Raw genomic sequence first — 16,521 nt, forward strand, 5'->3', positions numbered from 1 at the left:
GCGCCAACTTGCTATCAGAGAACGGGGTTATTTCAATCGTAGTAGTCGAGTGTTTCGGAGGACCGCAAAGATAGTGCGAAAAGTTCGTTGTTATTCATCCGAGCGACGAAAGAACGAGCAACTGGGGGTGTTTAGAAACTAACCCCAGCCCGCACATTGATCTGCGGTCCGTCCGGATCACTGCGTTCGCCGCTTCCACCCAGTGGAAACGCGCTTTCGACTTCGAAATCGAACACGCCCCAGCGTCCGCGCACACCCGGACCAGCTGAGAACAGCGAGCCTTCGCCAAAGTTCTGATCGATGTCGGACACATAGCCGCCGTCGATGAAGCTGTAGAGCTGGAGGAAATTGAGCGGCAGATCCTCGGTGTTCACCCGGTAGCGCAATTCGGCAAGGCCAGAGATTCCCTCGTCGCCGAGCACTTCGGCAAAATCGTAGCCGCGCACGCGGTACGCCCCGCCAAGCGAGAGCTCTTCGCTCGCCAGCAGCGGTCGATCCGCGAGTTGCCCGGCTGCGGAAAGGTAGACGTCAAGGCGTTTGACGACTGGGATGCGCGTGTCCGCGTTGAAGCGGAATTTGGTGAAGACACCGTCCCCGTCGCGGCGCGATGCGCTTGGATCGCCCAGGCGCGTTGCGCCGAGAATACCGAGGCCGCGCTCGACTGAAAGGCCGGTGCGAATGAATCCGCCGCCTGCCAATGCAAATCGAGTGCGCAAACCGGCTGATGCGGTGACCAGCGTGTCGTCGCGAAGTAAAGTGCCGAGCTCGTCCTGCTTGATCGAGATGTAGGCGACCTCGCCTTCGGCCCACAGGCTGCTTTTCTTCGTGCGTAGTAGCGGCGCGGTGATGCTGGCATTCGCGCGCACAGTGTCGCCGCTGATATCCGATCCGTCGAGAGAACCACCCGGTGCGGTCCCTCCCAAGGCGCCGCTGACGCGGGCAGTCACTCCGCCATCGGTCACTTGTGTTTCGTAGGAACCCGATACGAACAGCAGCTCATCCAGATCCACTGGATTGATGCGAACCGATGTTCGAAGCTCGTCGGAAGAAGCGAGAAGCCCGAAAACCCTCGTGGAGGCGTTTACGCGGATCGGGCCAAAGGTCTCGGTCCCGTAATTGTCCGCCGCAATCCGTCCGCGATTGTCGCGTTCGCCAAGCTTGACCACCAGAATCGAACGTCCGTCGTCACGATTCAACTTCGCACCGCGGAGGATCACGCCGGGAATGTCGGAGACCCTCAGCAAGGTGCTCTCAAGATCATTGCGGCGCGCAGGCCGCCCGATCAGATCATTCAGCATGGCCTGAGCCTGAGCGTTGGCCACGCCATCGATCTCAATTCCGTCGATCCGACCTTCGTCGATCGCGACCTCAATTATACCCATCGCGGCGGCATCTTCATCGATTGAGGTGCGCGCGTAAGGATACCCGGCTTCACGGGCCAGTTCGGCCAGTTCGTCAGTCAGCCGGTCGAGCACTTCATCGGTGAGTGGTTCGCCAAAAAACTGTTCAACCACCGCTTGATATCGCGCGTCTTCGATTGCTTCATTGCCGCGGATAACAACCGCACCAATCTGATCGGTATTGTCGCTTTCACCGCTGTCGAAGCGCCCATCGGGTTCCACTGTCAGAACATTGGCGAAAGCAATCCGCGGTCCCGCTGATCTCTCCTGCGCATGGGCAGCGTGCATGGGAATGCACACGGCAGCGCCCGCCATCAGCGTGCAGATCAGTGGAAGTCTGGTCCCCATAGCGGGCCGCGAGTAACCAGCCGCGCCTAAGAAATCCTTACGTTGGGGGTCATTTTAACATTCTGGAAAGCAGTCGTTTTCACCACTCATTGATCCATGCCTGCGATAAGCGAGAGGGTATAGATAGACGAACTTCGATTTGGATTACCTATGATTGCACATGCCAAGAAATCGCTAGCACTGGCGGCTTTGCTCGCCAGCACCAGCGCCCTTGCGGCCGCGCCCGATTGGCGCGTTTCGGAAGTAAGCGGCAGTGTGACCGTGAATCGCGGCGGCAAGGTGCTGTCCGTGCGGCAGGATTCGACACTGCGCCCCGGCGATGTGATCCGGACAGGCAGCAAGGGCCGTGCGGTTCTGGTGCGCGGCAAGGAATTCGTCGTGGTGTCTCCGGGTGCTCAGCTCAAGGTTGCCGTTCCTGAGGAATCCGGACCGGTCGTTCAGTTCTTCCAGTATCTCGGCAATGCGCTGTTCAAGATCGAAAAGAAATCGACCCCGCATTTCGGTGTCAAAACCCCGTATCTCGCCGCCGTCGTCAAAGGCACGACCTTTAACGTCTCAGTCGGCGCGGATCGCTCCAGCGTTCAGGTGACGGAAGGGGCAGTCGAAGTCGCAACCGGCGATGATCTCGAAGCGGCTCTGATTACTCCGGGTCTGATAGGCTTCGTCGATGCCGATGACGCAGGCGAGCTGATGGTGATTGCTGGCAGCCGCTCGGGCGAGGACCTTTCCGGTGCTGTGGTGCGCGGGACACCTGAATTTTTGAACACGCCGCCTCAGGCGCGAAATGGTTTGGGTGATACGGACGGAGCTCCTGGAGCGTCGGGAATGACGCCGGCTGCAGGGCAGTCCAACCGTGTGCTAGGCCAGAACCCCGCACTCGCAAGTGCGGGCCAGCAGCTGGCTCTCAACCTGATGGATGATGACGTGTCTGGCGGAGCTTCGGCTGGTGAGATCGAACAGAGCGCGACCGTTCTTGACCAGGATCAGCCTGACGCACTTTTTGACGATGCTGGCGAAAGCAGCACTGATAGCGACGAAACGCAGGCAGTCGCGGCCGTTCCTGAGCCAGTGACAGAACTGGATGACAGCAGTCAGGAAGATGAGGTCGCGCCAGAACCAGAACCAGAACCGGAACCAGAACCTGTCGTACCAGAAGTCGCCGATGATCAGGGCGCAGGAAGCGGTCCAACAGGCAATGACGAACAAGATGGAAGCGGCGTCGAAGAGGATATCGACGACGGCAGCTCTGGCGAAGTGGCGACGCTCGATGTGTCCCCTGACCAAACCGACGATCTTGGCGACGGCAATAATGGTCATGGCAATGACGCCGATGGCGGTGACGACAGCAATCCGGGCCAAGGCAATGGCAACGGCAATGGCAACGGTAATGGCGGCGGCACCACCGGGAATGATGAGCTCGATGGAAGTGGCGTAGAGGTTGATATTAGCGACGGAGGATCGGCCCAAGTCGTACAGGTCGACGTAAATCAAAGTGCATTTGGTCCGGGAGGATTTGGCGGCAGTGACAGCAACGGCAACAGTGGTGATGACGCTGTAGTCGACGCCGACGTCGATATCGATGTGGGTCTTGGCACCGATGACGGTCAGGATGATGGTAATAACGGCCATGGCAACGATCCGGACGGGACGGATGACAGCAATCCGGGGAATGGCACCGGCAATGGCCATGGAAATGGCAGTTCCGCGGGCGACGAACGCGACGGAAGCGGCGTTGAAGAAGACATCGATTCTGGCAGCTCAGATGACGCGATAGACGTCGGCATCGACGACGGGAACGCGGACGGCGATGATGCCGGCGGGCAAGGTGGCAATGGCGGAATCTGCCTTGGCAATTTCTGTTTCGATCTGCGCGGCGATGAAGACGAAGATGGCCGCGACGAGAATGACGATGGTGATGGCCGCGCGTGCGGGCGCATCCTTTGTGTTGAAGGGCCCGGCATCGACGAGGACGATGGCGACGACGGCGAAGATGGTACCGAAGACGAAGATGATATCGACATCGGTGATGACTTAGACCTCGACCTCGACGATGATGATGATGGCAACAACGGCCATGGCAACGATGACGACGACGACGATGACAGCAACCCGGGCAAGGGTAATGGCAAAGGTCGCGGCAACGGCAACGGTCACGGGGGTGACGACGATTGAACCGTAGTGGGAATGATGGATAAGCGTGTGCAGAGCTCCGACTGTCGCTGTTCTTCAAATCGCAAACGGCCCGGTAACCCTTTCCAGTCATAGTGCGCTGTTCTTGGGCGAGATTTCTCGCGCAGCAGGAGACGGGCAGTGTGGCTGACGCGAATTTCGCGTGAGAATCGTGATGCACAGATTGGCGCCGCAGCATTTGCGGCTGCCTGCATCGTCGCGCTTGCCATGGTCATTTCGGGCTTCGCGCACTTCCTTGAGCAGAGCCTCCATGATGGCCGCGATCAAATGCGGCTCTCCCCTGCGTCCGGTGACATTGCGATTGTCGAGATCGACGGGCGTTCGCTAGAGGCGCTCGATCAATGGCCCTGGCCGCGCGGTCACTACGCTTCGGCAATCACTGAACTCGATCGACTGGGCGCGGCACAGATTGCCTTCGATGTCGATTTTTCCGCGAATTCGTCGATTGAGGAAGATGGGAAGCTCGCGAAGGCGTTTGCCGCGATCAGTCAGCCTGCGATCCTGCCGACTTTCCGGCAGACCAATGAAGCCGGCGGCAGTCAAACCATCACCGAAACGCTGCCGATCCCGAAGTTCCGTGAGCACACCTTTGTCGCATCGGTGAATGTCGCTCCTTCCGCCAATGGCAGGATCACGCTCTATCCTCACGGCACGACCACGAATGGCACCGCCCGTCCGTCGCTGGCGAATATGCTGGCCAAGACCAGCGGCGAGGTCGATCAGTCTTTCAGAGTCGATCAGGCGATCGACATTTACTCCATCCCGCGCATCTCGTTCGTCGATCTTGTCGAAGGCCGCGTTCCGCGTTCCGCGATCGCTGGTAAGCGGGTTGTGATCGGGGCCACCGCCATTGAGCTGTTCGATCGCTATCCCACTGCGCTTTTCGGCGTTCAGCCCGGTGTAGTGATCCAGGTTCAAGCGGCCGAGACGCTGCTCCAAGGCCGGGCGAGAGGCGGAACAGGTCAATTGATGCCGCTGATCGCCGTTGCGCTGGTATTGGGAGCATTCCTGTGGCGCCGCGGGCGTTCGGGCAAGGGAGCGGCCAAAGGCACTGCCGTGGCAGCCGTCCTGGCTGTTTCGCTTGTCGCTTTGGCGTTGGCATTTGATCAAGCGGCGCTGCCATATGTTCCATTGACCGGCGCTTTGGCATTTCTGATCACCTATTTCGCTGCGCGCAGAGCAATCAAGGCGGGTGTGAGCTTGCAGGCGGAGCGTTTGACCGACACCGCATCACAGCTTCCTAATCGTACGGCCATGCAGATTGGCCTGAAGCGCCGAGAAAACACCATGATCGCTGTGGCGCGAGTGGCAGATTTTGGCGAAGTACTGACTGCGCTCGGCATTTCGCATGTCGCCGAACTCGACCGTGCTATCGCAAGGCGGCTTCGTTTGATGTCGGGCGTGGCGGAAGTCTACCGGCTGGAGAATGGCCTATTTGGCTGGTTCATGCCTGACGAACACGCCTCCGATCTGGATGACGCGTTTGCGGCTGCCCGATCATTGTTCACCGCACCATTCGAAATCGCAGGTGAACGGCTGCGCCTCGGGGTTCATTTTGGCAATGCGACCGACTCGATCGACAATGCCGAGGCAGCGTCGGAAATGGCCCGCAAGCGCGGGCTGAGCTGGTCTTCGAACGCGCGCGGGCTTCACGAAGAAACGCAGTTCCGCCAACGCCTGCTAGGTGAGCTTGACGATGCGCTGAGCAACGGCGCAATTTCGGTCGTGTTTCAGCCCAAACTGCAACTGTCCGACCAAACCATCTCCGCCGGCGAATGTTTGGTGCGCTGGAACAGCCCTCAATTGGGTCAGATTTCTCCAGCGGACTTTATTCCGATCCTCGAAGAGAAGGGCAGGATTTTCGATCTGACTCTCTTCGTTCTGCGAGAAGCATTGCGGTGCCGAGATGACGCCAGAGATTCGGGGCAGGCCTTGAACCTTGCTGTCAATGTGTCGGCGCAGTTGCTTTCGGATGATGAGTTCATCCAGACCGCGTCAGCGATCCTGAAAGACAACGGTGCGCCCGAAAATGGCGGAATAACGCTTGAGATCACTGAGAGCGCGCCGCTGGTCGATTCCGTTTCCGCGCGGTCGGCGCTCGAAGCCCTGTCTGCCGCTGGCGCGCGAATTTCGATCGACGACTACGGAACCGGACAGGCCTCGCTCAACTACCTTCAGGATTTCCCCGCGCAGGAAATCAAGCTGGATCAGAGCTTTGTTCGCAATCTGGTCGCCGACCGCAAGGATCGCATCATGGTCCAGTCGACCATCGAGCTCGCCCACGCGCTTGGGTTCGATATCGTCGCCGAGGGCGTGGAAGATGCAGAAGTGCTGCAATCGCTCGCGCAGCTTGGGTGCGACTACGCGCAGGGCTGGGAGATTGGCAAACCGGTCGACTGGACCGAATTCTCGGCAATGCTCGGCGACAGAAAAGCCATGCAAGCGGCTGCTTGATCCCGTCACTACGTCAATTCAAGCGAACCGGTTGATCAGGTTCTCAAGATACTCCTGGCGACCGGAAATGGGCCTAGGTTCCAGGTTGTTTTCCAGAGCGTAGTCCGCAGCCTGATCAAGAGCCAGCTCACCGCTGAGCACCTTCGCACCGAAATCGCCTTTCCAACCGGCGTAGCGTTGCTCGACAAAGCCACCAAGTTCGCCATCTTCGATCATGCTGGCTGCAGCCAGCAGAGCTTTTGCCATCACATCGACGCCGCCGATATGCGCAAAGAACAAGTCTTCAGCATCGATCGACTGGCGGCGAACCTTCGCATCGAAGTTGAAGCCGCCTGTCTCGAAGCCTCCGCCCTTGAGCAATTCGTAGATTGCCAGGGTCATCTCGGGGACGCTGTTCGGAAACTGATCGGTGTCCCAACCATTTTGCGGGTCACCGCGATTGATGTCGATCGAACCCATAATGCCCAACGCGTTCGCTGTGGCGATTTCGTGCTCGAAACTGTTGCCTGCCAAGGTTGCGTGATTGGCCTCGATATTGACCTTCACTTCGTTCTCGAGCCCGTATTTTTTCAGGAAGCCGTAAACGGTCGCAGTGTCCCGGTCATACTGATGCTTCGTGGGTTCGTGGGGTTTGGGCTCAATCAGGATTGCCCCTTCGAAACCGATCTTGTGCTTGTGTTCGACAACCATGTTCATGAACCGGCCAAGCTGATCGAGTTCCTGTCCGATATCGGTGTTCAGGATCGTGTCGTAGCCTTCGCGTCCACCCCAAAGCACGTAGTTTGCGCCACCCAAGCGATTGGTGACTTCCATCATTGATCGGACCTGATGTGCAGCCCATGCGAAAACATCGGGATTGGGATTGGTGGCAGCGCCTGCTGCATAACGCGGATGGCTGAACAGGTTGGCTGTGCCCCAGAGCAATTGCACCCCGGTCTGCTCGATCTTTTCGGCCATCTTGTCGGCAATTGCATCGAGCTCGCGCGAATAACCGGCAATGTCCTCATAATCGGCGATCGCGTCCACGTCGTGGAAACAGAAGAATGGCGCGCTCAGCTTGGCGAACATATCGAACGCGGCGTCGAGCTTGATCTGTGCGAGGTCCGGCGTGACCGGATCGCCGGGCTTCCATGGCCGGTCGAACGTGCCCGCGCCGAAGATATCGTGGCCGGGCCACGCGAATGTGTGCCAGTAACATACCGCCCAGCGCAGATGGTCGCGCATCGATTTGCCCAAGACCACGCGGTCCGCGTCATAATATCGATAGGCTAGCGGATTGGTGCTGTCGGGCCCTTCATAGGCAATGGCGGGAAGGTCGGCGAAATAGCCCATCAGATGTCTCCGAAACTGGATTTGAGTGTTGGATAGAGCGAGCGGAACAGCGCCAACCGCTGCTCATCATTCGATTGCGGAGTGACCTCAGCGAGAATGTCCGGCTGAGTGCAAACCTCAGCGACGGGTTCCTGATCGACGGCCAGGCGGGCCAGCCGCGCGGCGCCACTCGCCGGGCCGACGCTTGACCCATCGCGGTAGATCAGCGGGATTTGCAGAACGTCCGCAAGGATTTGCGCCCAATATTCCGAGCGAGCGCCGCCGCCGATGACTGACAATTCGGCAGGTCGGGACGTCATTGTGTCAAGCCCGTCTCGCAGGCCGAATGCCACGCCTTCGAGCACCGATCTGACCAATTCTGCCGGACCGGTACCGTGTGTGAGATTGAAGAACGTGCCTTTTGCCGTTGGATCGTTGTGCGGCGTGCGTTCGCCCGAAAGATAGGGGAGGAAGATTGGCAGATCGGACCGGGCGACTTCGCTCGATTCAGCTGCCGCTAGAGCGCTCGCGACATCTTCGAAACCCGTCAGCCGGGAGACCCAATCGAGACATGCCGCCGCCGAAAGCATAACGCTCATTGTATGCCAGCGGCCGGGCAATGCGTGGCAAAAGGCGTGAACCCCGCGTGCGGGATCGGGTTCGAACTGCTTGCCCGCTGCGAAAACGACACCTGAAGTTCCGAGGCTGAGAAACGCCTCGCCTGGCTCTGTCACGCCTGCGCCAATGGCACCGGCGGCCTGATCTCCGCCCCCTCCGGCGACGGCGACTATGGGAAGCCCCAGCTCATCGGCAATGCTTTGACGAAGCATGCCGGAAGTCTCGGAGCCTTCACCAAGACTGGGCATGTGGCTCTCGTCGAGCCCCACTGCGTCAAGCATTTCGGGCGACCAGCGGCGATGCGCAATGTCGAGCCACAGCGTGCCCGACGCATCCGACATATCGCTGACCTTGTCGCCGGTCAGGATCAGGCGGATGTAATCCTTGGGCAGAAGCACTTTCCGGACTGACGCAAAGACCTGCGGTTCATTGTCTCGCAGCCACGCCAGTTTCGGTGCCGTAAAGCCCGGCATAGCGAGGTTGCCGGTCTGTTTGCGAGCCAGCGCGTCAAGCCGTGTCCCTTGCGCTGCGCTGCGCCCGTCGTTCCACAGGATCGCGGGCCGCAGCACCTCGTCACTTGCGCTGAGCACCACTGCGCCATGCATCTGCCCGGATAGGCCGAGCCCCCGAATTCCAGCTCGAAGATCGGCTGGCAGCGCCAAGATGGAAGCCTTGGTCGCATCCCACCAAACGGCCGGATCCTGTTCGGACCAGAGTGGGTGCGGCCTCTGCACGGACAGCGGCTCGACGCTTTGGGCCAGGACGGAACCGATTTCACCGAGAATGACGCTCTTTACGCCCGACGTGCCGATATCGATGCCCAGCCACATCAGACAGTCTCCTTTAGCATGAAGGAGCATTCGACCGAGAAGCTCTCACCCGGCTCGAGCATTTGCAGTCCGGTCTCTTCTCGGCCCAGCGGGCTGTTGATCGCGTCCGGGATGTGGCTGACTGGCTCAACACAAAGGAAGTCTGCGCCAGGCGGTGTGTAGACATGTGTGAAGGGTAGGTTTGCGCTTGGTCTCATCGTCAGGACGTGGCCCGGCCATGCCAATTGAATGGATTGGCTGCCGCCAGTGAAGCAATTGTCGAAACCTTGATCGGCAAACCATTCTGGTTGCCGGTCTAGCAGGCGGTGTTGAGCGGGCAGACGATCAGGTCCCGTTTGCCAATAGCCGTCGAAGGCGCCGCTCAGAGTCGCTCTCTCCCGCGGGAAGTACGGGTGCAACCCCAGACCCGCGGGCATTGGCACTTTGTCGGTATTGGTGAGCGTGAGCGTGTGTGAATAGCCATTCTCCAGCAGCTGGATGTGCTGCTCACTTGAGAATGTCCATGGCCAAATGGACCCATCATGGGCGAGCCCCAACGTAGCTGCATCTTGTCCCGATTGTTTGACCGACCACGGGCTGACCCAGCCAAGGCCGTGGATTGCATGGTGTGGATCGACGCCCTTCTGGGACATCGGGATCGTCCTGATCTCTCCCGTTCGCGACACACGACCATCCGCAATGCGATTGCAGAATGGCACAAGCGGAAAGCACGCCAGATCAGTCGGGTGATCCCCGCCTGCATGCGGGCGGAACACATCAATGCCGCGCCACAGGAAAGAGGTTACGCCGCCACCTTTCCACGGATCGAGGGTGATCTCCAAATCGTCTGAGGTCAGCCTCAACACACGTTCAGCCCTCCATCGCCTCAAGCTCGCGCCCGGCGGTCTCACGCACCATCTTGGCGACAAAGAACACCGAGATGACCGCCGCCGCGGCGTAGAATCCATAGGTTACTGGCAGGCCGATATTCGTGAGCAGCCAAGGAAAGCTCATGATGATCAGGAAGTTGGCGGTCCATTGCGCAAATCCCGATACGGCGAGACCAGAACCGCGAATCTGGTTGGGGAACATCTCCCCCAGCATGACCCACATCACCGGTCCCCAACTGAAATTGAACGCGACGACATAGGCATTGGCGGCGATCAGCGCGGCAATGCCTGCTCCATCGGAAAGGACCAATTCGCCATCGACAAGCGAGCCAGACGCGAACGCGAATGCCATCACGGTGAGCCCGATCGCCATCCCGACCGATCCGATCAATAAGAGCGGCTTGCGCCCAATGCGGTCGATCAGGGCGATCGCGGCGAACACGGCACCGATCGACAAAGCACCGGACAGCACATTGATCTTGAGCGCGTCATTCTCGGTAAAGCCAACCGCTTGCCAGAGCACCGCTCCGTAATAAAAGACAATGTTGATCCCAACGAGCTGCTGGAAGGTTGCAAGCCCGATGCCGACCCATACGATTGTCCGGATGCGCCCCGTTTGGGTGGAAACAAGGTCAGACAATCGCGGCTGATGATCGCCCGCGAGGCTTTCACGAATTTCCTGGAGTTTCGCAGGGACCTGACTTTCGCCAAGCAGTTTGGCCAGAACGGATTGGGCTTCCTTTTCGCGTCTTTTGGCCACCAGGTAGCGCGGGCTTTCCGGGATAAAGAACAAGAGCACCAGAAACAGGGTCGCGGGAACAAGTTCGGCCCAGAACATCCAGCGCCATGCCTCGAACCCGCCCCAGATTTGCGCGCGGCTTCCTCCTGCCATTTCGGCAAGTAGGTAGTTCGACAGGAATGCCGCTGTGAGCCCGACAATGATCATCACCTGCTGGATCGACGACAAGCGACCACGCCGGTCAGCTGGTGCGACCTCCGAAATGTAGGCGGGTGCAATCACACTCGCCGCGCCGACGGCCAGACCGCCGAGGATGCGCGCTATGACAAAGACAGTCGCATCACCAGCAACGCCCGATCCCCATGCCGAGATGATGAACAAGACAGCGGCGATCAGCAGAACGCTGCGGCGTCCAATCATGTCGGACAATCGCCCTGCAATGAAGGCGCCGACCGCGCAGCCGAGCAGCATCGAGGCAACATTGAAGCCGGTGCCGACAGAGGTGGAGTCGAATGCTTCCTGAAGCCCGTCGACGGTCCCGTTGATGACCCCGCTATCGAATCCGAAAAGGAAACCGCCAAGAGTGGCGACCGACACGATTATGCCGATGAAGCGAATATTTTCCGTCCGTTCCCCGCCCATTCGAATTCTCTCCCTGAACCAATGCGAGAGCGAATGTTAGCGGTAACTTTCAAAATAGCCAGATCAATCTGACATCGTGCATGGACCGGAGGATTCTCGCTCAATCAGAGTGCAGGGATGCACCCGTGCAATCGAGCCGGAACTGTCGCCATCGGCGCGAGTGTCGACCTTCGCAAGGACTAGATCGAAGGCGGCAGCTGCCATCTCGCTAACCGGTTGATCAACGGTTGTTAGTTCGGGCCAAACCGAAATTGCAGAAGGGCTGTTGTCAAAGCCGACTACGCTGAGATCGCCGGGTACAATCAAGCCGTGTCGATGCGCTACGCCAATAGCAGCTGCGGCCATATCGTCGTTGCTTGCAAAGATCGCGCTGGGGCGGTTTTGCAGTTGAAATAGGCGCTCGGCCGCACCGACTCCGGATCGATATGTGAATTCGCCATCAACCACTAGTTCGTCGCTAACCGGATGGCCGGCCTCGGCCATGCGTTCGCGGAACCCTTCTTCCCGCAGCGTGCTTGAAACCTGATCCCTTGGTCCGCGTATGAAGCCGATCCGGCGATGACCCAAATCGAGCAGGTGCTGGGTCATGGTCGCCGCTGCTGCCCTGTCATCTATGTTGATATCCATAGGCTTACGAGCATCACTGCCGTTTGCGACGGTCGCCACCGGAATATCGAGTTCCTCGAATACGGACAAGATTTCGCGCGAGCCGGATGTTGGCGGCGGAAGTATCACCCCAGCGATCTTTGCTTTGGCCAGACGTAGCGCAGAGGCGACATACTCCGCTGCGGTGTCCTCGGCGCAAATATCGACGATCAGGTGATTGTCTGACCGTTTCGCTGCTCCTAGCGCTCCTTGCAGGAATCGCCCGAGATAACTGTCCGAAGGATTTGCATAGATCAGGCCGATATGGATATCGAAACCTTTGGCGAGGCGTCTGGCTGACGGGTTTGGCTGGTAATTGAGGGCCTTCACGGCGCGGAGCACTTTTTCACGCGTGCCCTCGCGGACTCCCTCCTCACGGTTCATGACCCGCGACACTGTCATCGCCGAAACGCCGGCCTGACGAGCCACGTCACCGATCGTAACCGCTTGCTGTGTGCGCCGCTTTGCCCGTGCCATCCTCGCCCTCTTTTTCGAGGCCTACTCCGCTAGCTCAGCCATTGCAATGGCATGACACAGTCACATGGTAGCGCTACCAAAACGGAGTCGAAGAAGGAGGCGGCTGGTGCATACATCTTGACCGCTGACGGTAACGACCGGGATAGGAAGTCAACCGAAGTCACGCTCGACAAGGACTGACGTTGGCTACTTCTTTCGCTTCCGCATTCTTGGCAGCAGGAACAGGTAGATGCCTGTGCCCCACATGATGATCAGCAGCACCCCGGTGGGCAGGAACAGGTAGAGCTTCACCTCGTCCGAGAAGAACGACCCGTCATGGATGCTTTCGATCAGGTCGGACCGGCGATAGGCGACGTTGAGCACTTCGGCGGTACTGGTGTCGACCTGGACCTCCCATCCTGAATGTCCGCGCAGTTTGGCCACACCCTTGTCCACGCGCAGATCGATCCGATCGATGTCTGACCATTCACTGATGCCGGCTTCGGGGTAGGCTCGGCTGGCGGCGATCATCTGCTCATAGGTCGCCGTTGGGATTTGCTCAGACACCGCGCCGCGCTCGGTCGAAGGCTGGATCCAGTCGATCTCCTTCTTGAGCATCAGGAATATGCCCGCGGCGAACATGATCCCCGCCGGCAGGAAGACCACGAGTGAAAGCCAGTAATGGACCTGGCGCAGCAGGCGCTTCCAGTTCATTCAGCGGGGATCTTGGCGCCCGGTACCCACGGCGCACCGGCTGCCTCCAACTCGGCCTCAAACGCAGGAACAGTGCTTTCGCTCAAGGTGCGCAGACGATCACGGATCGCCCCGAAATCGGCCTGTGCGTAGCCGAATTGGTCGCGGTGCGTTTGCGTCGGGCCATAGGTCGCCCCGAACAGCCCGGTCATGATGACGCCCAAGCGGCTGCGAACAGTCGGCTGAGTGCGTTCGAACAATTCGTTGCGCGCCTGATTGCCATTGAGCATCCCATCAAGCGCGAACACTTCACTGCGGATGGCTTGCAGGCGATTGTCGAGCGTGGTCGGATCGCCGCGAGTTGCTCGCGACGCTGCGATCTCAAGCAGTCCGACTTTCCGTTGAAGTTCGGAGAGGGTCAGGGCGGTCGCGGTGACTGAGCGATCGAATGCTGAAATTGCGGCCCAGAACTCGGCAGCGTCGGCTTGTGGTGGCAAAGCGCCATCGCGCAGCTGCTCAACCGTGAACGGTTGCGGCGCGACGAGCTCGGTTGTCTGACCACGCACCCGTTTCGACAGCGAAACGGTGTATTGCCCCGGGCTCGCGAGGAAACCGGCTGGTTCTTCGCCATCGGGGCCGAGCGGGCGGGCGGCAGTCGTGTCCGGGAAACGCAGGTCCCAATTGACCCGGTGGAAGCCCTTCTTGGCCGGTCCCTTGATCCGCCGAACAAGGTTTCCATCGGCATCGCGCACAGTCAGCCAGACTGTCGGCGCTGTTTCCTGAAGCTCGGCCGTCATCGCGTCGAAGCCCGGGAACGGCGTATCTGCCCCGTCTTTGACCAGAGGCTTCTCGCGCTCTTGCCTGATGTCCTTGAGCGATTTCACGTCTTCCGCGAGGTAGTAGGTGAAGTTCGCTCCAAATGGAGGATTGGGCGCGCGGTAATAGCCGTGCCCTTGCGAACCGCCTTCGTCGAAGGCCAGCGGGTGCTGCTCAATGTACCACCACGCCTTGCGGCCGGGGAACAGCATTGCCTCCTGATCGAGACTGGCTTCATTCAAAGTGCGCAGCGGCGAAATATCGTCGACGACGAAGAATCCGCGGCCAAAGCTGGCAGCGACCAGATCGTCCTCACGCCGCTGGATCGTCACATCGCGGAATGCGATTGTCGGCGCGTCGCCGCTCATCTTCACCCATTTGCGCCCGCCATCGAGCGTGAAATACAGCGCAAACTCGGTCGCGGCGAAGAGCAGGTTCGGGTTCTTGTGATCCTGCACCACGCGCCAGACGAGGTGGCGGTCGGGGATGTCGCCCGAGATGTCGGTCCAGCTGCGCCCGCGATTGGTGCTCTTGAGCAGGTACGGTTTGAAGTCGCCATATTTGTGATTATCGAGCGCGACATAGACGGTGTTCTCATCGAAAAGGTCGGCGCGAATGTCATTCACATAGGCGGTCGAAGGGACGCCCGGCAGAGAGCTCGCTTCGATCCTCCGCCAGTTGGTTCCCCCATCTTCGGTCACCTGGATCAAGCCATCGTCGGTGCCGACATAGAGCAAGTTCTCGTTGAGCGGGCTCTCGCCGATATTTGCGATCGTGTTGTACTGTGACATGGCGCGCAGGTCCCAGCCTGCGTCCCAGCTCCATTTGCGGCCTTGGATCGGCAATTGGAGACGGTCTTGATTGCGGGTCAGGTCCGGTGAGATCGCCCGCCAGCTGTCACCGCGATCATCCGAACGCCAGAGCCGCTGCGAGGCATGGTATATGCGTGTCGGTACATGCTGGCTGACAAGGATTGGGGCGTCCCAATTCCAGCGCGGGATATCATCGCCCGGCGCCGGTTGCGGTTGAATGTGGATCACTTCACCCGTGATGCGGTCGACCCGCGCGAGGTTCCCCTGCTGCCACTGCGCATACATGATGTTGGGATTGCCCGGCTCAGTCGCGGACTGGTGACCGTCGGCGAACAGAGTGATGAACCAGTCGTCATTGCGGATGCCGTGGCGGTTATCGGTTCGCGACGGGCCACCTTGCGAATTGTTGTCCTGCGTGCCGCCATAGACGAAGTAGAATGGCTCGGCGTCATCAACTGCGACCTTGTAGAATTGCGTAATCGGCAGGTTGTTGATGAAGCGCCAAGTTTTCGTGTGGTCATAGCTTTCGTAAAGTCCGCCGTCGGAGCCGAACAGGATGTACTCCGGATCGTCAGGGCGAAAGGCGATCGCGTGATCGTCCACGTGCTTGTATTCGTTGTTGAGGTCGGACCAGGTCGAGCCGCCATCATTGGAAATCTGGGTCGTGTTTGAGACCAGATAGATGCGGTCGAACGCATGCGGGCTGGCGTAGAGTTCCTGATAGTAATGCGGGCCGGTACCGCCGCTGACTGCGTCCGACATTTTCTCCCAGCTCGCGCCGCGATTGGTCGATTTCCACACTCCGCCTTCGCGCCGGTCGAGTTCGATCGCGGCGTAGATTACGTCGGGGCGCTGCGGCGAGATTGCCATGCCGATCTTGCCCATATTGCCTTTGGGCAGGCCAGTCTTCAGCTCGGTCCAGTTCTCGCCGCCGTCTTCCGACTTCCACAGCGAGGTTTCCGGACCGCCGCCGACATAAGCGGCAACGGTGCGGTGGCGCTGCCAGAGCGCAGCATATAGACGATCTGGATTGCGCGGATCGATCAGCAGGTCAGTCGCTCCGGTAAATTCGCCGGACGCGAGGACGTTCTCCCATGTCTCTCCGCCATCGGTGGTTTTATAGACCCCGCGCTCGCCGCCCGGAGACCAGAGCGGGCCCTGGGCAGCGACCCAGACCGTGTTGGGGTCTTCTGGGTGAACGATAATCTTTGAGATACGCTCGGAGGCTTCTAGGCCGGACTTCTGCCAGGTCTTCCCGCCATCGTTCGATTTGTAGATACCGTCGCCATAGCCGATGTGTCGGCCACCATGGTTCTCACCGGTGCCGACCCAGATGCGGTTAGGATCGGACGGATCGAGCCCGAGTGAGCCGATGGAATAGGAGCCTTGGCCCTCGAACAGCGAGGCCCAGGTCGTACCGGCATTTTCGGTCTTCCAGACACCGCCTGATCCGACCGCCACGTACCATGTCGCCGGATCGTCCTGCACAATCGCGATGTCGGCAATCCGGCCCGACATGAAGGCCGGACCGATATTGCGGAGATTGAAAGCCTCGAAGGTCTTGCTCGAGAGAGCCGGTTGATCCTCGCTTTCCTCTTCATCCGACTGCGCAATCGCCGCCGAGCTGAGACCAAGCGCGACCGCGCATCCGATCAACACCTTCATGATTTTCATCAACGCTACCCCTGTTTCGCGTTC

Annotated in this window: 10 protein-coding genes; 2 read left to right on the forward strand and 8 right to left on the reverse strand. The window is 59.5% G+C overall.

Annotated features, from left to right (window positions below; translation table 11 throughout):
• Nucleotides 1-131: 131 nt before the first annotated feature.
• Nucleotides 132-1,748 (reverse strand): ShlB/FhaC/HecB family hemolysin secretion/activation protein, encoded by a 1,617-nt coding sequence (locus Q0837_RS00130; protein ID WP_298463630.1) that lies wholly within the window; start codon nt 1,746-1,748, stop codon nt 132-134.
• A 150-nt stretch (nt 1,749-1,898) separates the two neighbouring features.
• Between Q0837_RS00130 and Q0837_RS00135 the strand changes: the two genes are divergently transcribed.
• Together Q0837_RS00135 and Q0837_RS00140 are read left to right on the forward strand one after the other, a co-directional pair.
• Entirely contained in the window at nt 1,899-3,920 is a 2,022-nt protein-coding gene (locus tag Q0837_RS00135; protein WP_298463634.1) for a FecR family protein, read from the forward strand.
• Nucleotides 3,921-4,058: 138 nt separating this feature from the next.
• Nucleotides 4,059-6,392 (forward strand): EAL domain-containing protein, encoded by a 2,334-nt coding sequence (locus Q0837_RS00140; RefSeq protein ID WP_298463637.1) that lies wholly within the window; start codon nt 4,059-4,061, stop codon nt 6,390-6,392.
• Between the two features lie 18 nt (nt 6,393-6,410).
• Here Q0837_RS00140 and xylA read toward each other — a convergent pair whose 3' ends face one another.
• The 7 genes from xylA to Q0837_RS00175 form a co-directional block, all read right to left on the reverse strand.
• Complete coding sequence (gene xylA / locus Q0837_RS00145) at nt 6,411-7,724, reverse strand: xylose isomerase (RefSeq protein WP_298463640.1); 1,314 nt, start codon at nt 7,722-7,724, stop codon at nt 6,411-6,413.
• Nucleotides 7,724-9,151, reverse strand: coding sequence for a xylulokinase (xylB, locus tag Q0837_RS00150; protein ID WP_298463644.1), 1,428 nt, complete (start codon nt 9,149-9,151; stop codon nt 7,724-7,726). The genes xylA and xylB overlap by 1 nt, the downstream gene beginning before the upstream one ends.
• Entirely contained in the window at nt 9,151-9,993 is an 843-nt protein-coding gene (locus Q0837_RS00155; RefSeq protein ID WP_298463647.1) for an aldose 1-epimerase, read from the reverse strand. The genes xylB and Q0837_RS00155 overlap by 1 nt, the downstream gene beginning before the upstream one ends.
• A gap of 7 nt (nt 9,994-10,000) precedes the next feature.
• Entirely contained in the window at nt 10,001-11,401 is a 1,401-nt protein-coding gene (locus tag Q0837_RS00160) for a sugar porter family MFS transporter (RefSeq protein WP_298463650.1), read from the reverse strand.
• Nucleotides 11,402-11,464: 63 nt separating this feature from the next.
• A complete protein-coding gene (locus Q0837_RS00165; protein ID WP_298463653.1) occupies nt 11,465-12,523 on the reverse strand; it encodes a LacI family DNA-binding transcriptional regulator in 1,059 nt (352 codons plus the stop codon).
• Nucleotides 12,524-12,709: 186 nt separating this feature from the next.
• Complete coding sequence (locus Q0837_RS00170; protein ID WP_298463655.1) at nt 12,710-13,216, reverse strand: PepSY-associated TM helix domain-containing protein; 507 nt, start codon at nt 13,214-13,216, stop codon at nt 12,710-12,712.
• Complete coding sequence (locus Q0837_RS00175) at nt 13,213-16,497, reverse strand: glycosyl hydrolase (RefSeq protein WP_298463657.1); 3,285 nt, start codon at nt 16,495-16,497, stop codon at nt 13,213-13,215. The genes Q0837_RS00170 and Q0837_RS00175 overlap by 4 nt, the downstream gene beginning before the upstream one ends.
• Nucleotides 16,498-16,521 lie beyond the last annotated feature (24 nt).

The sequence above is a fragment of the uncultured Erythrobacter sp. genome, from assembly GCF_947499705.1.
In the GTDB taxonomy this organism is placed as follows: Bacteria; Pseudomonadota; Alphaproteobacteria; order Sphingomonadales; family Sphingomonadaceae; genus Erythrobacter.